This is a genomic window from Stenotrophomonas maltophilia (assembly GCF_004920835.1).
GTDB classification, from domain to species: domain Bacteria; phylum Pseudomonadota; class Gammaproteobacteria; order Xanthomonadales; family Xanthomonadaceae; genus Stenotrophomonas; species Stenotrophomonas maltophilia_AQ.
In genome coordinates, this window is record NZ_QFHO01000016.1 from 15,137 (window position 1) to 33,755 (window position 18,619).

Annotated in this window: 19 protein-coding genes and 5 tRNA genes; 5 read left to right on the top strand and 19 right to left on the bottom strand. The window is 66.4% G+C overall.

Annotation, left to right across the window (positions count from 1 at the left end; genetic code table 11):
• Positions 1 to 19: 19 nt before the first annotated feature.
• Positions 20 to 724, bottom strand: a complete 705-nt coding sequence (locus tag DI041_RS12585; RefSeq protein ID WP_136638757.1) for an ArsR/SmtB family transcription factor — start codon at positions 722 to 724, stop codon at positions 20 to 22.
• Positions 725 to 829: 105 nt separating this feature from the next.
• Between DI041_RS12585 and DI041_RS12590 the strand changes: the two genes are divergently transcribed.
• Positions 830 to 1,471, top strand: coding sequence for a flavin reductase family protein (locus tag DI041_RS12590; RefSeq protein WP_136638758.1), 642 nt, complete (start codon positions 830 to 832; stop codon positions 1,469 to 1,471).
• A 252-nt stretch (positions 1,472 to 1,723) separates the two neighbouring features.
• Here the strand turns inward: DI041_RS12590 and DI041_RS12595 are convergent.
• The 3 genes from DI041_RS12595 to DI041_RS12605 form a co-directional block, all read right to left on the bottom strand.
• Positions 1,724 to 1,797 (bottom strand) — tRNA-Cys (locus DI041_RS12595).
• A gap of 66 nt (positions 1,798 to 1,863) precedes the next feature.
• Positions 1,864 to 1,939: transfer RNA gene (locus DI041_RS12600), tRNA-Gly, on the bottom strand.
• Between the two features lie 142 nt (positions 1,940 to 2,081).
• Positions 2,082 to 2,157, bottom strand: a tRNA-Gly gene (locus DI041_RS12605).
• A gap of 128 nt (positions 2,158 to 2,285) precedes the next feature.
• On the opposite strand from DI041_RS12605, the gene DI041_RS12610 reads away from it, so the two are divergent.
• The 3 genes from DI041_RS12610 (at position 2,286) to DI041_RS12620 (ending at position 3,671) form a co-directional block, all read left to right on the top strand.
• Entirely contained in the window at positions 2,286 to 2,687 is a 402-nt protein-coding gene (locus DI041_RS12610; protein WP_046984912.1) for a hypothetical protein, read from the top strand.
• A complete protein-coding gene (locus DI041_RS12615; protein ID WP_046984911.1) occupies positions 2,680 to 3,123 on the top strand; it encodes a hypothetical protein in 444 nt (147 codons plus the stop codon). Before DI041_RS12610 ends, DI041_RS12615 begins: the two co-directional genes overlap by 8 nt.
• Before the next feature lie 107 nt (positions 3,124 to 3,230).
• Positions 3,231 to 3,671 (top strand): hypothetical protein, encoded by a 441-nt coding sequence (locus DI041_RS12620; RefSeq protein WP_248298461.1) that lies wholly within the window; start codon positions 3,231 to 3,233, stop codon positions 3,669 to 3,671.
• A gap of 9 nt (positions 3,672 to 3,680) precedes the next feature.
• Here DI041_RS12620 and DI041_RS12625 read toward each other — a convergent pair whose 3' ends face one another.
• From DI041_RS12625 to DI041_RS12640, 4 genes are read right to left on the bottom strand one after another with little or no spacing between them, the layout of a single operon-like run.
• Positions 3,681 to 4,595 carry an HlyD family secretion protein gene (locus tag DI041_RS12625; RefSeq protein WP_136638759.1) on the bottom strand — a complete coding sequence of 305 codons (915 nt, stop codon included), beginning with the start codon at positions 4,593 to 4,595 and terminating at the stop codon, positions 3,681 to 3,683.
• Positions 4,592 to 5,320 (bottom strand): ABC transporter ATP-binding protein, encoded by a 729-nt coding sequence (locus DI041_RS12630; RefSeq protein ID WP_046984909.1) that lies wholly within the window; start codon positions 5,318 to 5,320, stop codon positions 4,592 to 4,594. The genes DI041_RS12625 and DI041_RS12630 overlap by 4 nt, the downstream gene beginning before the upstream one ends.
• Before the next feature lie 10 nt (positions 5,321 to 5,330).
• On the bottom strand, positions 5,331 to 6,470 hold the full coding sequence (locus DI041_RS12635; RefSeq protein ID WP_136638760.1) for an ABC transporter permease: 1,140 nt from the start codon (positions 6,468 to 6,470) through the stop codon (positions 5,331 to 5,333).
• Positions 6,467 to 7,930, bottom strand: a complete 1,464-nt coding sequence (locus DI041_RS12640) for an efflux transporter outer membrane subunit (protein ID WP_136638761.1) — start codon at positions 7,928 to 7,930, stop codon at positions 6,467 to 6,469. The genes DI041_RS12635 and DI041_RS12640 overlap by 4 nt, the downstream gene beginning before the upstream one ends.
• A gap of 190 nt (positions 7,931 to 8,120) precedes the next feature.
• Here DI041_RS12640 and DI041_RS12645 point away from each other — a divergent pair, with 190 nt between their 5' ends.
• Entirely contained in the window at positions 8,121 to 8,468 is a 348-nt protein-coding gene (locus DI041_RS12645; protein WP_248298462.1) for a hypothetical protein, read from the top strand.
• A 67-nt stretch (positions 8,469 to 8,535) separates the two neighbouring features.
• On the opposite strand, the gene DI041_RS12650 is transcribed toward DI041_RS12645, so the two are convergent.
• From DI041_RS12650 to DI041_RS12700, 11 genes are all read right to left on the bottom strand, one after another.
• Positions 8,536 to 8,611, bottom strand: a tRNA-Gly gene (locus DI041_RS12650).
• Positions 8,612 to 8,727: 116 nt separating this feature from the next.
• Positions 8,728 to 9,834 carry an NAD(P)/FAD-dependent oxidoreductase gene (locus tag DI041_RS12655; protein WP_136638762.1) on the bottom strand — a complete coding sequence of 369 codons (1,107 nt, stop codon included), beginning with the start codon at positions 9,832 to 9,834 and terminating at the stop codon, positions 8,728 to 8,730.
• Between the two features lie 136 nt (positions 9,835 to 9,970).
• A tRNA-Gly gene (locus DI041_RS12660) sits at positions 9,971 to 10,046 on the bottom strand.
• Between the two features lie 155 nt (positions 10,047 to 10,201).
• The gene (pgsA, locus tag DI041_RS12665) at positions 10,202 to 10,828 is read right to left on the bottom strand and encodes a CDP-diacylglycerol--glycerol-3-phosphate 3-phosphatidyltransferase (protein ID WP_004152330.1); all 627 of its coding nucleotides are present in this window, start codon (positions 10,826 to 10,828) and stop codon (positions 10,202 to 10,204) included.
• 18 nt (positions 10,829 to 10,846) lie between these two features.
• Positions 10,847 to 12,691 carry an excinuclease ABC subunit UvrC gene (uvrC, locus tag DI041_RS12670; protein WP_046984501.1) on the bottom strand — a complete coding sequence of 615 codons (1,845 nt, stop codon included), beginning with the start codon at positions 12,689 to 12,691 and terminating at the stop codon, positions 10,847 to 10,849.
• Complete coding sequence (locus tag DI041_RS12675) at positions 12,688 to 14,100, bottom strand: nhl repeat protein (RefSeq protein WP_046984502.1); 1,413 nt, start codon at positions 14,098 to 14,100, stop codon at positions 12,688 to 12,690. Before DI041_RS12675 ends, uvrC begins: the two co-directional genes overlap by 4 nt.
• Positions 14,097 to 14,585, bottom strand: coding sequence for a low molecular weight protein-tyrosine-phosphatase (locus DI041_RS12680; protein WP_136638763.1), 489 nt, complete (start codon positions 14,583 to 14,585; stop codon positions 14,097 to 14,099). Before DI041_RS12680 ends, DI041_RS12675 begins: the two co-directional genes overlap by 4 nt.
• Positions 14,582 to 15,355 carry a 3-deoxy-manno-octulosonate cytidylyltransferase gene (kdsB, locus tag DI041_RS12685; protein ID WP_136638764.1) on the bottom strand — a complete coding sequence of 258 codons (774 nt, stop codon included), beginning with the start codon at positions 15,353 to 15,355 and terminating at the stop codon, positions 14,582 to 14,584. Before kdsB ends, DI041_RS12680 begins: the two co-directional genes overlap by 4 nt.
• Before the next feature lie 75 nt (positions 15,356 to 15,430).
• Entirely contained in the window at positions 15,431 to 16,450 is a 1,020-nt protein-coding gene (gene lpxK / locus DI041_RS12690; protein WP_046984505.1) for a tetraacyldisaccharide 4'-kinase, read from the bottom strand.
• The gene (msbA, locus tag DI041_RS12695; protein ID WP_136638765.1) at positions 16,450 to 18,198 is read right to left on the bottom strand and encodes a lipid A export permease/ATP-binding protein MsbA; all 1,749 of its coding nucleotides are present in this window, start codon (positions 18,196 to 18,198) and stop codon (positions 16,450 to 16,452) included. The genes lpxK and msbA overlap by 1 nt, the downstream gene beginning before the upstream one ends.
• Positions 18,195 to 18,617, bottom strand: coding sequence for an ExbD/TolR family protein (locus DI041_RS12700; RefSeq protein ID WP_046984507.1), 423 nt, complete (start codon positions 18,615 to 18,617; stop codon positions 18,195 to 18,197). The genes msbA and DI041_RS12700 overlap by 4 nt, the downstream gene beginning before the upstream one ends.
• Positions 18,618 to 18,619 lie beyond the last annotated feature (2 nt).

Sequence of the window (18,619 nt, forward strand, 5' to 3'; positions counted from 1 at the left end):
CTGAGACTGACCCCGCGGCTCAGGTCGCCAGGGTGAACAGTCGCCACAATGCCTCGCGCCCCGGCGGAGTCAGGCGTAGTTCGCGCCGGCCCTCGACGCGTCGGAGCCAGTCGTTGCTCACGAAGCTGTCCAGCATCGCCTCGCCGACCAGCCCCGCCAGATGTGGACGCCGCTCGGTGCAGTCCAGGCACCCCCGGCAGTAGCGCGCGGGCTTGGCCGTGACCGGCTGCCGAAGTACATCGGCCAGTGGCTGGCCCAGTCCTCGCAGGAAGTCAGCGCCGTGCTCACTCACCCGCCAATGTCCCTCACCCGGCAGCACATGACCCGCCCTCAGCAGATGCTCGGTGATGGCCACCGCGTGCACGCCGGCCAGGTGTCGATAGCAGGAACGTGCCTGGCGCAGCGCCGGCAGGGTGCGCGATGCTGCAGCCGTGCACGAGGGCGTACGATCGGCCACGCGCAGGATGCCTTCGAGCATGTCGGCCACCTCGCTTGAGGCCAGCCGATGGTAGCGATGGCGCCCTTGCGCGACGGCAACGAGAAGGTCGCCCTCGACCAGCCTGCGCAGGTGTGAGCTTGCCGTCTGCGGCGTCACCCCTGCCACGCGCGCCAGTTCCATCGCGGTGTAGGCACGCCCATCCATCAATTGCAGCAGCATGGCGGCGCGCGCTTGGTCACCGACCAGGGCACCAACGCTGACAAGGGAACCGGAGGTGTGGACCATGACCGCATTGTGGCACGCCCCCGTATACCGATAGTTCGATGCAGGCCGAAGCGTCGGCGGCCACTGCCACGTCAAAGTTGCCGCCCCAACACCGTGAGACCTGTCGTGAAGAATGCTTCGATCCATCGTCGCTGCATCACCCCTTCGGTCCTGTATCCAGGCACACCGGTGCTGTTGATGACCACGCTGAACGACGACGGCAGCAGCAACATCAGCCCGCTTTCTTCGTTCTGGGCACTGGGCAATCGCGTGGTGCTGGGCCTCGGCGTGCAGGGCCAGGGCTACCGCAATCTGCAGCTGCGCAACGAGTGCGTGCTGAATTTTCCTTCGTCCGCGCAGGCCGCGCAGGTCGAGGCCATTGCAAGGGCGACCGGCTGTGACCCGGTGCCGGCCGCCAAGCAGGCGATGGGCTACGTGCACGTGCGCGACAAGTTCGCCTTGGGCAGGTTCAGTGAAGTCGCATCGACGCAGGTCGCGCCGATGGCGATTGCCGAGTGCCCATTGCAGGTAGAAGTCAGCGTAATGGCAATGCACCCGTCTGGCGGGGACGATGGCCAGGGCTTTGTGATCGTCGAAGGTCGTATCCGCTGCGTGCATGCCCACGAGGACATCACCGTGGCCGGCACCCAGCACATCGACGTGGCGCGCTGGAAGCCGTTGATCTATCTGTTCCGTCACTACCTGGGCGTGAGCGAAGTGATCGGGCGCAACTTCCGCGCGGAGACGCCGATGCGCGATCCCGCCTAGCGACCAGGACGGTTTCACCCTGTAGGTCGAGCACGCGCGTGATCCATGGCCTCGCCCCCAATGCGGCAACCATGCTGCCACGATTCGAGCCGGCACTTGAGCTGGGCGTTCGCGCTGGATGCCTTGCCGCAGCCGCTGACGCAGGCCACGATTCAGGCGTTGGCCCGGCGGTAGCTGTGATCAACCTTGAACATTCACGGGCAATCCGTCCGCCAAAGAAAAAGCCCTGACCAGAGTCAGGGCTTTTCAATATGGAGGCCTCAAGCGGAATCGAACCGCTGTAAACGGATTTGCAATCCGGTGCATAGCCACTCTGCCATGAGGCCAACGTACTGCGCGTCAGGAACTGAGCCCTGACATGACAAAACCCCGTGATGGGGCCTGTCCGAACATGGAGCGGGAAACGAGACTCGAACTCGCGACCTCAACCTTGGCAAGGTTGCGCTCTACCAACTGAGCTATTCCCGCGTAAGCCGCTATGGTACCGGAAACCCGGAACACACACCAGCGATTTCACATTTCTGACTGCGCGCAAAGCCTTGTGGCCCAACGGGCCCCGCCTTGCCGTGGCGGGAGAAAAACAAGGCCCCTGACGGGGCCCTGTAGAATCTGGAGCGGGAAACGAGACTCGAACTCGCGACCTCAACCTTGGCAAGGTTGCGCTCTACCAACTGAGCTATTCCCGCAGATTCTCCGACCTGCGTCGAAGGAGCGCTATTGTGTCCAAATTCCTTCACGCCGTCAACAGTATTCACACCCTGCGGTCACAGGCGTCCGCACTGGAGTACGCTGCCCCGCCCAGCCCCGTTCGCCCATGTTCCTTCGCGGCAAGCCCCTGTTGATCGCCCTGGCGCTGCATCTGCTGGTAGCGCTGCTGTACTGGGCACTGATTCCGCTGGGAATGAACTGGTATCGCGACCATTTCGGCTTCACCTCCCATCGCGACATCGGTCTTGGCATCGCCCAGTTCTATCTGTTCTATATGTTCCTCGGCGCCCAGCCGCTGACCGCGGTACTGCGGCCGCTCTTCGCCAAGCTGCTGGTGCTGGCGATTCCGTTGGCGTTCGCGACCTGGACGCTGATGCACCACCATCCGCTGCGCCTGGTGTACTTCACCGTTGGACCTGGCCTGCTGGCACTGGCCGCGATCTTCGCCACCCTGCACTTTGCAGCGCGCGGCACAGCACTTCCCGCACCGGACGCCCCCCATGCCTGAGCGCTACATCCGCCTGTTCTGGCTACTGGTCGCCATGACCTGGCTGGCGCTGATCGCCGCACTGGTCAATGCTGGCTTCACGCCGGACTACTGGCTGCTGCGCCACTTGGAAGGCGGCACACTGCCCTACCCGACCAGCACCGTGATCGTGTTCGCGCTGCTGAGCACCGTCGAGCTGGTGGTTGCCGCACTGATCGTGCAGCCCTGGAAACTGGGGCGGCTGTGGTTGCGCCTGCTGATCGCCTTCGTGCTGCTGCTGGCCTGGTCGGTACCATGGCTGCTGTCGGCGATGCACCAACCACCGGTGCAGGGCATGCACCTGCTGTGGTTGCTGCTGCTGGACGTTGGGCTCCTGCTGGCGCTGTGCGTGGTGTCGCTGGTCAGCGTCCTGGGACGCATTTCCGGCAGGAAGAAGACCCCGACTGCGGTTCCTTAAGGCGCTGGATCCGAGGCCTTCACCGCTTCATTTTCGGATCTCTTGCATGGATTGCGGCAGGCCGATGCAGGAAGGTTGAGGATCCGCCAGCGACGAGCGCCTGAATCGTGCCCCTGTCCATCGCATTCCGTGCCGCCCCTGCCATCTGGCCGTTCGTATCACTCATCTGGCTACTGCTGGTTGCTGCACTCATCCATGCCGGCTTCAAGCCAGACTACTGGAAACTGCGTCACATCGAGTCCGGGACGCTGCCCTATCCCATCGGCTCGGTCATCACGTTCGCGCTGATCATCCTCGTGGAAATGACAGTGCTGGGCCTGGCTGTGCAGCCATGGCGGTTCCGCCGCCTGTGGCTGCGGATCCTGATCAGCCTCATTCCATGGCTGGGGTGGAACGTCCTATGGGGCTTGGCTGCCATGCATCAATCCCCCGTGCGCGACGTCCATTCGAACTGGCTGCTCGGCATGAGCGCCATCCTGCTGCTGGCACTGCTCGTGGTTGTTCCGGCCTCACTCTGGCCTCGCCTGCGACGCTGGCTCGGGAACTAAGGCCCGCGCCTACTTCCGGAACTCCACCCGCACATGCTGGCCGAAGCGCGCCTTGGCGTTGCCATCAAACTCCAGCACGCACTCCACTACCTTGGCCACGCCACGCCCGGCGTCTTCCGGCAGACGCGCCTGCGCGAACACCGGACTGATGCGCACCACGCGTGCGGGTGGCAGTGAGCCGGTGTTCTCTGCGCCATCACTGTCCGGCACAACGATGGCATGCATCCCCACCTGCACGGCATCGGCGTAGGCCGCACTGAGTTCGGCACGCACCTGCAGCGGGCGTGCCGGCAGCAGCGAGATCGCCGGCTTGCCACCCTGTACGAATGCACCGAGTCCCGGCACCTGGCCGACCACGGTGCCAGCCTCCGGTGCGCTCAGCGACATCTGCTGCAGTTTCAGTTTCGCGTGCTCCAGCTTGTGCTGGGCCATGTCAACTTGCGCACCGGCCACGTCGACATCGGCGCGCACACCGACCAGTTGCTGCTTGGCTGCATCGGCCTGCTGGTTGGACGACACGCCTTCGCTGGCGCCGGTGGACAGGCGAGTCGCATTGCGCTCCAGTTCGCGCAGCTGCGCCTGGCTGCCCTTCAGACGGTCATTGGCCAAGGCGAGATCAGCTGTGGCCATCGCTACTTCCTGCTGCAGCAGCGCGCCATCCAGCGACAGCAGCAGCTGTCCCTTCTTCACCATGGCGCCCTCCTTCACCGGCGCGGCAGTGATCGAGCCATCCACCGGCGGTGCCAGCGCGATCAAACCGCCCTCGACGTCAATGATGCCGCGCGCAACCGCGACCTTGCCGGCGGCAGCAGTGCTGGCTTTGCCGGCGGATGCTGGGGCAGGCGCCTCCTTGGAACAGGCGCCGAGCAGCAATGCTGCGGACAGGGCCAGGCTGAGGGGGAGCAGGTACGGCGTCTTGATCATGGGGCGGACTCTACAGTTTCGTTCTGGCGGCGATCGTCACGGACCATGCCGTCTTCCATGGCGATCACCCGATCGGCATGCCGGATCAGGCGCGGATCGTGGCTCACGCACAGCACGGTGGCGCCATGCGCACGTGCGTAGCGATGCAGGATGTCGATCACGCGCTGGCCGTTCTCGGCGTCCAGCGCGCTGGTGGGTTCGTCGGCGAAGATCAGCGTCGGCGACTTGGCGAAGGCACGGGCAACGGCCACACGCTGCTTCTCGCCGCCGGACAGCTGCGCCGGACGCATGTGGCTGCGATGGCTGAGGCCCACTTCTTCCAGTGCCTTGCGCGCCAGCGGTTCGCTTTCGCGATTGCTCATGCCTCGATAGCCCAGCGGCAGCTGCACCTGTTCCAGTGCGGTCAGCGCCGGAAACAGATTGAAACCCTGGAACACGAAGCCGACATGGTGCAGGCGGAATCGCTCCACTTCACTGCGCGTCATGTGGCCCACGTCCTGGCCGAGTGCGTGCACGCGGCCGCCATCGGGCGCAGACAACCCAGACAGCAACGACAGCAGCGTGCTCTTGCCGCAACCAGACGGACCGGACACGAGGGTCAGCTCACCGGGGTAGATGTCCAGCGAGAGGCCGCGCAGCACCGGCACCTGCACATCCCCGGACATGAAACCCTTTTCCAATGCATCGGCCTGCAGGGTCGGGGCGACGGCGCGTGTAGAAGTCATCGGCCGGCCCTCAACGCAGCAGCAACGATGGATCGGAGCGGACGACACTGCGCACCGCCATGATGCTCGACAGCATGGCCATCACCGCCACCAGTGCCACGCATCCGATGATGACCATCGGCGTCAGCTGCACCGGTACGCGCTGGGTCTGCGCGATCAGCAACACCGCGGTACTGAAGGCCGCCGCCAACAACATGCCCACGCCGCCGATCAACAGTGCCTGCTCGAACACCACCCGCGCCAGCGCATAGCGACCGGCACCGAGGGCATTGAGCGTGGCGTACTCGCGTACCGAACCGGCCACCACCGAAGCAAACGACTGGTTGGTGATCACCGCACCGACAAAGCAGACGATGACCGCCATGAACAACACCGCGATGCCGGCACCGGTATCGAACAGCCAGTATTGCTGCGAGCGGCTGGCGAACTCCGGTGCGGTCCAGAACTCGACCGGCGTTGCCTGCCCCATCGACGCGGCCAGACGATCACGCACGCCGTTGGCCAGGTCCGGCGAGCGCAGGCCCGCAACGAAATAGGTGCTGCCCTCATGCGGATCGGTACCGGCGATGGCGCGCGCGGTATCCAGCGAAGCCAGTACGTTGACGCCACCAAGGCCACGCAGGCCCGCTTGTGCGGCAACCACGCGCACCGCCTTGCCGTTGATCCAGGCACGGTTGTTCTGCAGGTCCACGCCCAGCGTATCCAGATCGGCACTGTCGACGATCACCGCACCCGGCTCACGCAGCTGCGCGCGCAGGTCGGCGGGCAGGATGCGCGCGAACATCATCGCATCGTCCTGCGTGGAGATACCCGACAGGTACACCGACACGTTGCCGGTACCCTGCGCGCTGGAACGCCATTCGCCATCGACCCATTCGTAGGGCTCGACGCGGGTGACATCCGGGTCCATGCGCAGGTGACTTTCGACATCCGCGCTGATTGCATGGCCGTAGTTCACGCTCTGGGTGCCGGGAAAGCCGGCCCAGATATCAGCGGAGGATGCCTTCACGTAGATCGCGGCGGTACCGAAGATGCCCAGTACCAGCGCCGCCTGCACGATCAGCAACACCCCGGCGAAACACATTGCCAGCACTACCGGCAGGAACCGGCGCCACTCATAGGCCAGGGTCTTTCGGGCCAGCGCGATCATTGCTGTTCGCCCTCACCCTCAGTCGGCAGCGGTGCACCACCAAGCGCGCGGTACAGCGAAGCAAACGCGAGCACGCGCGCGCCCTGCGCACCGATCAGATCGGCCTGCGAGGCCAGTGCGGCACGCTGAGTGTCCAGCCCATCGAACTCGCTGGACAGGCCCAGCTGCACCTGCCGCGCCTGGCGCTTGACCTGCTGGCCGGCGGCATCATTGGCCGCACGCAGCGACTGGATGCTGCTGTCCTGGCGTGCAAGGCTGCCGAGCGCGCCTTCCACCTCACTCACGCCTTCCAGTACCGCTTTGCGGTAACCGAGCAGCGCGGCATCCAGCTGCTTTTCATCGGCATTGAAGCGCGCGCGACGCTGGCCCCAGTCCCACAGCGGGATATCGATGTACGGGCCGATCGAGGGACTGGAGTCGGAGTTGGAGCGGGCGTTCTGGGTGAGGTTGTAGGCGTACAGGATCGAGCCGCCGAGGCTGACCCGCGGATACATCGCAGCGCGTGCGGAGCCCTTGCTCGCCGCCGCCTGCATCACCTCCGATTCGGCCAGCAGAATTTGCGGGCGATGACGCAGCAGATCCACCGGCACCTGCTGCAGCGAGAACGTACCCAGCTTTGGCGGCGTGCGATAGGCCTGCCAGGTCGGATCCGGGCCGTCGCGGCCCAGCAGCAGGGCCAGCGCACGGGCAGCGTTGTGCGCATTCTCGCGGGCCTGCGCCGTAGCTGCCCGGGTCGCCGCCTGGCGTGCACGCAGACGATCAAGTTCGCCCGGCTCATCCAGGCGCAGGCGCTGGCGCACCAGGGCCAACTGTTCGCCGCGATCATCCACAGCCTGCTGCCGGGCCAGCAGGTCCTGCTGGGCGTGTGCCACGGTCAGGTCGAGATAGTTGCGCACCACGTCGGCGATCACCGCCACCTGCGCGGCGCTACACAGCGCCTCGGCATTGCCAGCCGAGGCCTGCGCGCTCAGCTGCGCACTTTCGGCGGCGCCGAACAGGCCCAGGTCCCATATCGCTTCGATGCCGGCATGGAAATAGGTGTCGACTGCGGCGGCATCCTGCACCTGCTTGGCGCTGGCTGAGATTTCCGGCAGGAAGCGCGAATCCGAAGTGCCGGCGACGATTCGAACGGCCTGCAGGCGCAGCGTGGCCTGCTGCAGATCGAGGTTGCCGGCGATGGCCTGATCGACCAGCCCGTCCAGCGCCGGGTCGGACAGCGCTTTCCACCACTGCTTGGCGTCGACGGCCACACCCTGGCTCTGTGGCACCTGGGTCCAGGTGCTGGGCGTGCGGTCAGGCAGGTCCGGAACCGGCACCGACATGCAGCCGGCCAGGGCCAGGCTGGCCAGAAGCGCGCCGGGGCGCAGCACCGCATGCAGGGAGAATCCGCGCCCGGTCCTGGGCACTGCCACTGGAGTGATACGCCTGACCACCAGCCCGCCAACGTGTAGAAGGAGCATGAAGGCTACCGTGCGATTGTGGAGCGAACATGGAGAATTGGTCCGAAAAAGGTCACAGCACGCGTGCGGTTCAGGCAGTGCTGCCCCAGCCTTTCACCACGCTTTCAGCGCGTTCTCGACACGGAACACTGGACGGCTTTCACGACGTATTGCACATTGCGGCACTGCCTTGCTTCGGTGCTGCCTGCCCGTGAAACGCCCCCGCCGCTGGCTACTGATCGGCTCGATCACGACAGTGACTGTCGGCGTGATCGCGCTCGTCCTGACCACCCCACTGATCTCGAACGCCATGCTGCTACTGATGGAGCGCAGCAACTTCATCCCCGGTGAATCTTCGATCTTCACGTTCGAGCCATATGCCATCAACCAGGGATCGTCGAACTACTGGTTGTACGGAAAGGATCGAACCTACTATTACCACTTCACCTACGAAGACGATGTTCCCTACGTCTACATCCCGCAGGACAACCGCTGCCCTGGTTTCGACCGGCAGGATGCCCTGACCTGGTGCAGCGCCCTGCCCGGCAAGGCACGCTAGCGCGGCAGTGGTGCAACCGGTGTGACAAACGAAAAACGCCCCCTTGCGGGAGCGTTCTTCTTGAATCTGGAGCGGGAAACGAGACTCGAACTCGCGACCTCAACCTTGGCAAGGTTGCGCTCTACCAACTGAGCTATTCCCGCAGATTCCGTTCGACCTGCGTCGAAGGAGCGCTATTGTGTCGATATTGCTGCACGGCGTCAACAGGAATTTTCACGTGACGTGAGGGGCAGCGTTCAGGCGTCCCCGCCTGCTCCCTTCACGTGCGCAGGCCGCGGCGATGGAAGTAGATCTGCTCGGCGATGCGCCGCGTGGCGGCCGTGTGCAGCAAGGCATTGAGCGGCCAATCGGCCTGCAGGTGGTCCATCCCCCAGCGCAGCAGGCGCTTGCCATGGAATGCCGGCGCCACCTGCTGGGCCACCCGTTCCGCTTCCGGCCCTTGGCCACGCAGATGGCGGGCAATCGCCTCGCCGACCGCCCAGCCATGCCGCCACGATGAGTGGATGCCCCCGGCGGACAACGGCGAGACGATGCCTGCGGCGTCGCCGGTCAGGATCAGGCGAGCGTCGGTGATCGGCCCATCCGGCCGACCACACGGCACCAGCCCGGCGCGGGTGGCCGATGGACGCGCAGAAGGCGGAATGCCGACCACATCGCGCACATGCTCAAGGAAGCCATCGATATCAGGCGGCCGCACCTGATTCGGGTCATGGCGCAGCGCCAGGCCGACCTGCAGCCCGGTCGGGTTCTGTGCGACCCAGCCGATGTACCCCGGTGCAAAGCGCTTGCTGACGAAGCAATGCAGTGCATCGCCCTGCGGTAGCTGCAGGCCGGCGAACTCACGTTCGACGCCATGGAGATTGTCGCGCACGTGGCCGAGGCCGGTGCGCTGGGCCACGCGCGAACGCGCACCATCGGCGCCGACCAGATAGGCGCATCGCCCTGCCCCTTCCACCTGCCAGCCATCACCGCTGCGATGGGCGTCGGTGAAGGAGTGCTGCAGGCGCAGGTCGACACCATTGGCCGTCAGTTCGCTGGCCAGCCAGCGCATCAGGCTCGGCGTATCGGTGGTGAGGAAGTAATAGCCCGGTGCGGCCAGCAACACGCTGCGCAGGTTCGGCGCATACAGGCGCACGTTTGCGACCCGCTGCACCAGATGCTCGGGCATGCGCCCCAGCCAGGTCTGCTCCATCGCTTCCTTCACCACGATGCCGGTGGTGTGCAGGCGCTCACCGGGGTCGGCCTTGCGTTCCAGCACGCAGACGCGCAAGCCGTACTGGGCGGCGGCCAACGCACAGGCGGCACCGGCGAAACTGGCGCCGACAATGATCACATCGTGGTCATAGGCGGAGGATTGATGAGGCATCGCGGCGTCACCCTGGGAAAGAAGGACGCAGCATCGAACCTTCGCGTGGTGCGGCGATGGGGTGGCGGTGAAGTGGGGATGAAGCGCGTTGGAGGCAAACGAAAAACGCTCCCTTTCGGGAGCGTTTTCCTGAATCTGGAGCGGGAAACGAGACTCGAACTCGCGACCTCAACCTTGGCAAGGTTGCGCTCTACCAACTGAGCTATTCCCGCTTGGGAGGCGAAATTCTACCTATTCCAAGGATGGCGTCAAGCGCTTTTTTCGGAGATCTGCGATGCGCCTGACATTGCGTATCCACGCCATGCGTGGATAGGCGCATCGATGGGGTCAGTGCCCTTTCCTGCGGAAAGGGATCCGACCCCGGGGCTCAGTTGCCCAGCTTCTTCTGCCGCGCCCGCTCGCGCGCAGCGCGCTCGTCATCGCGCAGGCTCGGCCAGGCGGCATGCAGGTACTGCAGGCCCGACCACAGGGTCAGCACCGCGGCAATCGCCAGGGTCCAGTCGCCGATGTGGAACACCGGCCAGCCCATCCAGATGTCCTGCACCGGCACGTTCGGCGCCACCGAATACAGCAGGCACAGCAGTGCAACCATCTGCGCCGTGGTCTTGACCTTGCCGATCATCGCCACGCGCACCTTGGCGCGCTGGCCCAGCTCGGCCATCCACTCGCGCAGCGCCGACACCGCAATCTCGCGGCCGACGATGACCGCCGCCCAGAACGCCATCCACGGCGTCGGGTGGCCCTGCACGATCAGGAACAGCGCTACTGCCACCATCAGCTTGTCCGCGACCGGGTCGAGGAAGGCGCCGAAGGCCGACTCCAGCTGGTAACGGCGTGCGATCCAGCCATCGAGCCAGTCGGTGATCGCGGCCAGGCCGAAGATCGCCGCCGAAGCGAAGTTGGTCCAGGTGTAGGGCAGGTAGAACACCAGCACCAGCACCGGGATCATCACGATCCGCAACAAGGTCAGCCAGGTGGGCAGGGTCAACTTCATGCTTGCGTGCTTCTCTCTCTACTCGGCCGGATCAGGCGTGGCCAACCCGTGCAGGTTAGCGTAGATACGTGCCGCGAGGGCGTCATTGATGCCTTCCACCTTGGCGATTTCCGCTTCACCAGCGGCTTTCAGGCCTACAAGACCACCGAAATGCTTGAGCAGGCTGGCACGGCGGCGCGGGCCGATACCGGGAATGTCCTCCAGCTTGCTGGTCATCCGTGCCTTCTGGCGGCGGCCGCGGTGCCCGGTGATGGCGAAGCGGTGGGCCTCGTCGCGCACCTGCTGGATGAACTGCAGCGCCGGGTTGGCCGCGCCAGGACGCAGCTCGCGGCCATCGGGCATCACCAGCGCTTCGTGGCCGGCACGGCGCTCCACGCCCTTGGCCACGCCCACCAGCAGCACGCCTTCCACGCCGAGGTCGGCCAGCGCGGCCTGCGCCTGCGCAAGCTGGCCGGCACCACCATCGATCAGCAGCACGTCCGGCAGCACGCCCTGCTCTTCCACTGCACGGCGGAAGCGGCGGTCGATGGCCTGGCGCATGGCGGCGTAATCGTCGCCCGGCTCGATGCCGCTGATGTTGAAGCGGCGGTACTGCGCACGCACCGGGCCGGCGGCGTCGAACACCACGCACGACGCCACGGTGGCCTCGCCCAGCGTATGACTGATGTCGAAGCATTCGACCCGCTTGACCGGCTCTGCCAGACCCAGCATGTCGCGCAAGGCATCGCTGCGCGCGTGCTGCGCATTGCGGCTGTTGAGTTCGGTGGCCAGGGTCAGCTGCGCGTTGCGGCTGGCCAGTTCCACGTAGCCGGCGCGCTCGCCGCGCACGTTCCACTTCAGCTGCACCTTGCGCTCGGCCGAGGCCGACAGCGCGGCGACCAGCAGGTCGGCGTCGGGAATCTCGCGGTCCAGCAGGATCTCGCGCGGCGGTTCGAATTCGATGTAGTACTGCGAGACAAAGGCGGCCAGCACTTCTTCCGGGCTTTCTTCGCCATTGGTGCGCGGGAAGAACGGGCGGGTGCCGAGATTACGACCATCACGGAAGGCCAGCAGCAGCACGCAGGCCTGCGAGCCCTGCATGGCCACGGCCAGCACGTCCAGGTCGGCGGCGCGGCCATCCACGTACTGGCGGGTCTGCATGCTGCGCAGTGAAGAAATCAGGTCGCGCAGGCGTGCGGCCTGCTCGAACTCCAGCGCCTCGCTGGCGGCCTGCATCTGTTCGCCCAGTTCGCGGGTCAGCTCGTCGCTCTTGCCTTCCAGGAACAGCGCGGCGCGGCGCACCGATTCGGCGTACTCCGGCGCCGGCACCAGCTCCACGCACGGCGCACTGCAGCGACCGATCTGGTACTGCAGGCACGGCCGCGAGCGGTTGCGGAACACGCTGTCCTCGCAGCTGCGCAGCTTGAACAGCTTGTGCATCAGGTTCAGCGTTTCGCGCACGGCGGTAACGCCGGGGTACGGCCCGAAGTAGCGACCGGGAATGGCACGCGGCCCACGATGCAGCGCGATGCGCGGCCAGTCCTCGCGGGTCAGCAGCACATGCGGGTAGGTCTTGTCGTCGCGCAGCGAGACGTTGTAGCGCGGCGACAGCGATTTGATCAGCTGGTTTTCCAGCAGCAACGCCTCGGCTTCCGAGCGCGTCACGGTCACGTCCATGCGCGTGATCTGCGAGATCATCGACATGATCCGCGCGTTCTTCGGGCTGCCGTTGAAGTAGCTGCCGACACGGTTGCGCAGCGCGCGCGCCTTGCCTACGTACAACAGGGTGTCGTCGGCAGCGTACATGCGGTACACGCCGGGGGCGGTGCTGAGCTGGGCCGCGAAGGCCTTGCCGTCGAAGACCGGAGCGGATACGTCGGTCATTCGCTGATCGGGACTTCGCTGAGCACGCCGCTGTCGGGGTCGAAACGCAGCACGGCGTGGGCATCGGTCTCGGCGATCCACACCGCGCCCGCACCGGCTGCCAGACCGGCCGGACCATGCAGGCGGCGCGGCAGCGGCTGGGTGGTCAGTTCACCACCGCCGAGGCGCAGGGTGCGCAGGCGGCCGTTGCCCGTATCCGCGATCCACAGCAGCGGCGCATCCGGGCTCAGTGCCATCGCCTGCGGAAACTGCAGGCTGGCCTGGGTGCGCGGGCCGTCCTCATTGCCGAAGCGCCAGGGCCCCTGCCCGACCAGCGTCTGCACCAGGTCGCCACGCAGCTGCAGCGCACGGATCGAGGAACCCAACGCGTCGGCCACGTACAGCACCTGCTGCACCACGGCCAGTGCGGTGGGCTGGGCAAAGGCAGCCAGGTGGCCGCTACCATCGCGTTCGTCGATGGAACCGCTGCCGGCGCGCCACTGCAGGCTGCGCTGGCCCAGGTGGTAGCTCCAGATGCGGTTGTCGCCGGCCATGGCGATGTGCAGCTGGTTGTCGGCGATGGCCAGGCCGACCGGATGATCCAGCGACACCTGCCTGGCCTGTGCGACCGGACCTTCCACCGGCGCACCGGGACGGCCGTTGCCGCACAGGGTATCGACGATCCCGGTCAACAGGTTGATGCGGCGCACGGCATGGTTGCCGGTGTCGGCGACGTACAGCGAATCGCGCTCCAGCACCAGCGCCTGCGGGCGGTGGAAGGCCGCCTCGGCGAGGTTGCCATCCATGAAATCGGCGGTACCCAGCCCGAACTGGCGCAGGATGCGGCCACCGTGGCTGCATTCGAGGATGCGGTGATGGCCGCTGTCGGCGATGTACAGGCGTTCGGTGCTGACCGCCAGGCCGAGCGGGAAGCGCAGCGCGTGGCGCGGCTCCGGATGCAGTTCGCTGCCACCGCGCGGCGGCGCCGATGGCGCGCCCTCGCACAGTGCATTCAAGGCACGCTCCAGTTCACCCGGCGCGCCCTGCCCGACCAGCCGTTGTTGTTCGCGCCCCTGCGCATCCAGCAGCACCATGGTCGGCCAGGCGGTGACACCAAAGCGGCGCCAGCCATCCCAGTCGGCATCAAGCAGCACCGGCATCGTCAGCCCCTGGCGGCGCAGCAGCTTCAGTGCGGCACCGGCCTCGCGTTCGAAATCGAAGCGAGGCACCTGCAGCACCAGCGGTTGCAGCTTGCCGGGGTGGCGCGACAGCCATTGGCCGAACTCGGCCAGGCGTTGCGCGCTCCAGGCGGAAGCCGCGTTGACGAACAACAGCGCCACCGGCCGACCGCGCAGTTCGGTCAGGGTGCAGGGGGTGGCATTGAGCCAGGTGGCGAACTCGGGCAGGTCCGGGACGGGCTGGACGTTCATGGCCCGATTATGCCGGAGTCGGCGTCATGCAACAGTCGTGCCACGGCACGTTTTGCAGCATCGTCGACCAGTGTCCAGACCTGTTCGAAGTGATCGTTGCCGCCGGTGTAGGGGTCCGGGATCGCGACCCGGCCCTCTCCGCCGGACCACGGCAGGTACAGCGCCAGGCGTTCGCGCTGGGCGGGTGTGGCCAGGCGACCTGCATCGCGCAGGTTGGCTTCGTCGGCGCACAGAATCCAGTCGAAGCGGTCGAAATCCACGGCCTGCAGCTGGCGCGCACGCAGGCTGCCAATGCCCACGCCGTGCCCGGCCGCGCAGGCGATCGCGCGCCGGTCGGGCGGCTCACCCACGTGCCAGTCGCCGGTGCCCGCCGAATCAACCTGCACCCGCCCCGCCAGCGGCGAGGCCTCCAGGCGTGCGCGCAGCGCACCTTCGGCCATCGGCGAACGGCAGATGTTGCCGAGGCAGACGACCAGCAGCTTCATCGTGCGGCCATTGCCTGCAGCAGCACTTCGGCGCGCTCCAGGTCTTCCGGGGTGTCGATGCCGGGCGGGAACGGTTCCGGCGAGATCGCCACGCTGATCGGATAGCCAGCTTCCAGCACGCGCAGCTGCTCCAGTGACTCGACCTGCTCCAGCCGGCCCGGCGGCATCGCGGCGAACTGCTGCAGGAAACCGGCACGGTAGCCGTAGATGCCGATGTGGCGCAGCCAGGCATGGCCCTCCGGCAACGTGTCCCGGCTGCGCGCGAAACCATCGCGGTGCCAGGCGATCGGTGCGCGGCTGAAGTACATCGCCTCGTTGCGCACGTTGCGTACCAGCTTGACCACATTGGGGTCGAACAGGGTGTGCGCGTCTTCAACAGTGGTCGCCAGGGTCGACATCGGCGCATTGCCACCGACCAGTGCCTCGGCCACCGCACGGATGCCGGCCGCGGGTGCGAACGGCTCATCGCCCTGCAGATTGACCACAACGGTGTCGTCGGCCCAGCCGGCAATGCGCGCGCATTCGGCCAGGCGGTCGGTGCCGGACGCATGCGAAGCGGCGGTCATCGCCACCTTCACTTCGGCCAGGCCGGACAGTGCGTCGGCGATGCGTTGATCGTCGGTGGCGACCCAGACCTCGCCGGCACCGGCCTGCAGCGCGCGGCGCGCCACATGCAGCACCAGCGGCTCACCGCCCAGCAGGCGCAGCGGCTTGCCCGGCAGCCGCGAGGCGGCATAGCGGGCCGGAATGGCGACGACGAATTCGGTCATGCGGGCGGTACTCGGCAGGCTCGTTACAACGGGAATGCGGCCGGCGGCGCGTGAATGCAAGCGCCGCTGCGCCACTCAGTTCGGTCGCAGCTTGTCCAGGCGGTCGGTCAGCGCCACCCAGAACGCGGCAGGCAGCTCGGCACGCAGCGGAACCGCGTAGTGCCAATCATTGCCAAACGCACGGCATTTCACCGCGTCCTTCTCGGTCATCAGCACCGGCAGCTGGCTGCCGAAGGACAGGTCCTGCGGCTGGTAGGCCTGATGATCGGCGAAGGCATGCGGCACCACGCCGATGCCACGCGCGCGCAGCATGTCGAAGAAGCGCTGCGGATGCGCGATACCGGCCACGGCGTGCACGCGCTGGCCCTTGAAGTACGCCAGTGGGCGCGCACGGCCACCGGCCAGTGGCTGCGCGCTGTCGATGTGCAGCGCCATCGGCCATTGGCCGAAGCCACAGGCCTGCGTCGCGGTCTCTTCGTCGGCCTGGCCCAGATTCACTACACGGAAGTCGCATTCGCTGGCACGGCTGACCGGTTCGCGCAGCGGCCCGGCCGGGATCATCCGGCCATTGCCGTAGCGGCGCTGGGCATCGACTACTTCAATCTCGATGTCGCGCGCCAGCCGATAGTGCTGCAGGCCGTCGTCGCAGACGATCACGTCGCAACCGGCTTCGATCAGGGCCTTGCCTGCAGCCACTCGGTCGCGGTCCACCCGCACCGGCACGCCGGTCTTCCAGGCGATCAGCACCGGCTCGTCACCGCCCTTGGCGGTCGGCGTGTCGGCCTGCACCCACAGCGGTTTGTCGGCGTCTTCGCGGCCGTAGCCACGGCTGGCCACGCCCGGCTTCCAGCCAGCGGCTCGCAGGCGCTCCACCAGCGCGATGGTCAGCGGCGTCTTGCCGGTGCCACCGGCGGTGATGTTGCCTACCACGATGACCGGCACCGGCAGCGTGTAGTGCTTGCGCCAGCCGCGCCGGTAGGCACGCCGGCGCAACGCGGTGACACCGGCGTACAGCGGCGCCAGCAGGCGCATCGCCCACGGAACCGGGCTGCCGTCGTACCAGTACGGCGGGGTCTGGGTACCCTTGCCGGCCATCAGTCCTGCCTTTCGCGGAACTGCATGCTGTGCAGATGCTGGTACAGGCCGCCCATGGTCAGAAGCTCCTTGTGGGTGCCACGCTCGACGATGCGGCCGTGGTCCATCACCAGCACCTGGTCGGCATGCTCGATGGTCGACAGGCGGTGCGCGATGACCAGCGTGGTGCGCTCGGGCATCAGGCGCTGCAGCGCGTCCTGCACCAGGCGCTCGGATTCGTTGTCGAGCGCGGCGGTGGCTTCGTCGAGGATCAGGATCGGCGCATCGCGCAGGATCGCGCGGGCGATCGCCAGGCGCTGGCGCTGACCGCCGGACAACAGCGCGCCGTTCTCGCCGACCGGGGTCTGCAGCTGCTGCGGCATGCGCGCGATGAACTCCCACGCATTGGCCGCTTCGGCCGCCGCACGGATCTGTTCGTCGGTCGCGTCCATGCCATAGGCGATGTTGGCGCCGATGGTGTCGTCGAACAGCATGACCTTCTGCCCGACCATTGCCACCTGGCGGCGCAGGTCGGCCAACGGATAGTCGTCCAGCGCCACACCATCCAGCGTGATGCGCCCGCCGCTGGGCTCGTAGAAGCGCGGCACCAGCCGGATCAGGCTGGTCTTGCCACTGCCGGAACGGCCGACGATGGCGGTGACCGTGCCCGGCTTGGCGACGAAGCTGATGTCATCCAGGGCAATGCCACTGTCTTCGCGGTAGCGCAGCATGACGTGCTCGAAGGCCAGTTCGCCGCGTACGCGCTGCGCTGCATTGCGGCCTTCGTCGCGCTCGACCGGCATGTCGAGGATGTCGAACAGGCGCTCGGCAGCGGACACGCCACGGGAAATCGAGGACTGCACGCTGGTCAACCGGCGCAGCGACGGAATGATCGCGGTCATCGAGATCATCAGGCCCATGAACTGGCCGGCGTTCAGGCGCCCCGCCAAGGCTTCACGGGTCGACACCCAGACGATCACCGCCAGGGCCAGCGCAGCCAGGAACTGGACCACGCTGGAGGCACCGGCACGGGTGATTTCCACCTTCATGTTCAGTGCCAGCATGCGGTTGGCCAGGCGCGAGTAACGCGACATCTCATGCTGCTGGGTGCCGTGCACCTTCACTTCCTGCTGCGCGGCCAGCGACTGCTCGGCGGTCTGCGCCATCGTACCCATGCCGTCCTGGATGCCGCGGCTGATACGGCGGTAGCGCTTGCCGACGTAGGACACGATCACGCCGATCATCGGCACCACCACCAGCATCGCCACGGTGACCTTGACGCTCATCTGCAGCATCACTGCCAGCATGGCGATGATGGTCAGGGTATCTGCCACCACGGTCTTGAGCGCATCGGCGCTGGCCTGGGTGACCTGCTCGGTGTCGAAATTCAGGCGACTGACCATCACCGGCGTCGATTCCGTATCGAAATGCGAGGACGGCAGGTGCAGGTACTTGGCCAGCACCTGCTCACGCAGGTCGCGCACCACGCTGCGGCCGGTCTTGGCCAGCGCGTAGTCGCTGACCCAGGTGGCGGCACTGCGCATCAGGAACAGGCCGAGGATGGTCAGCGGCAGGATCACCGCCATTCTGGGCTCGGGATTGACGAAGCCGCGATTGACCAGCGGCTCCATCAGCTTGGTGAAGTGGTAGCCGGCCACCGACTCCACCACCATGGCGATGACGGCGGCAACCATCAGGCCCCAGTAGGCGCGGGTATACCCCAACAGACGTTTGTAGATCGGCCACACCGGCGCGTGTTTGGAACTCATGGACGCACCTCGGGTGCTGTTGCAATGGCAATACGGCGGAAACCGAGCTGACCCAGCGCATCCTGCGCGGTCACCACGGCCTGGTAGGGAGTGCGTGCGTCGGCGCGTAACAGCACCGGCTGCGTGCGGTCGCTGCCGGCCACGGCGGCGATGGTCTGCTTGACCGACTCGACGTCGCTGCGCAGCACTTCCTGGTCATTGATGAAATAGCGGCCTTCGGCGTTGATCAACACGCTGAGCGAGCGCGGCGGTTCGTTGCTGGGCTGATCGCTGGCGGTCGGCAGCTGCACCTGCAGCGTCGAGCGCGCATCGAAGGTGGTGGTGACCACGAAGAAGATGATCAGCACCAGGATGACGTCGATCAGCGGCACCAGGTCGATATGCGGCTCATCCTGGGATCGGTCGTTGCCGATACGCATCG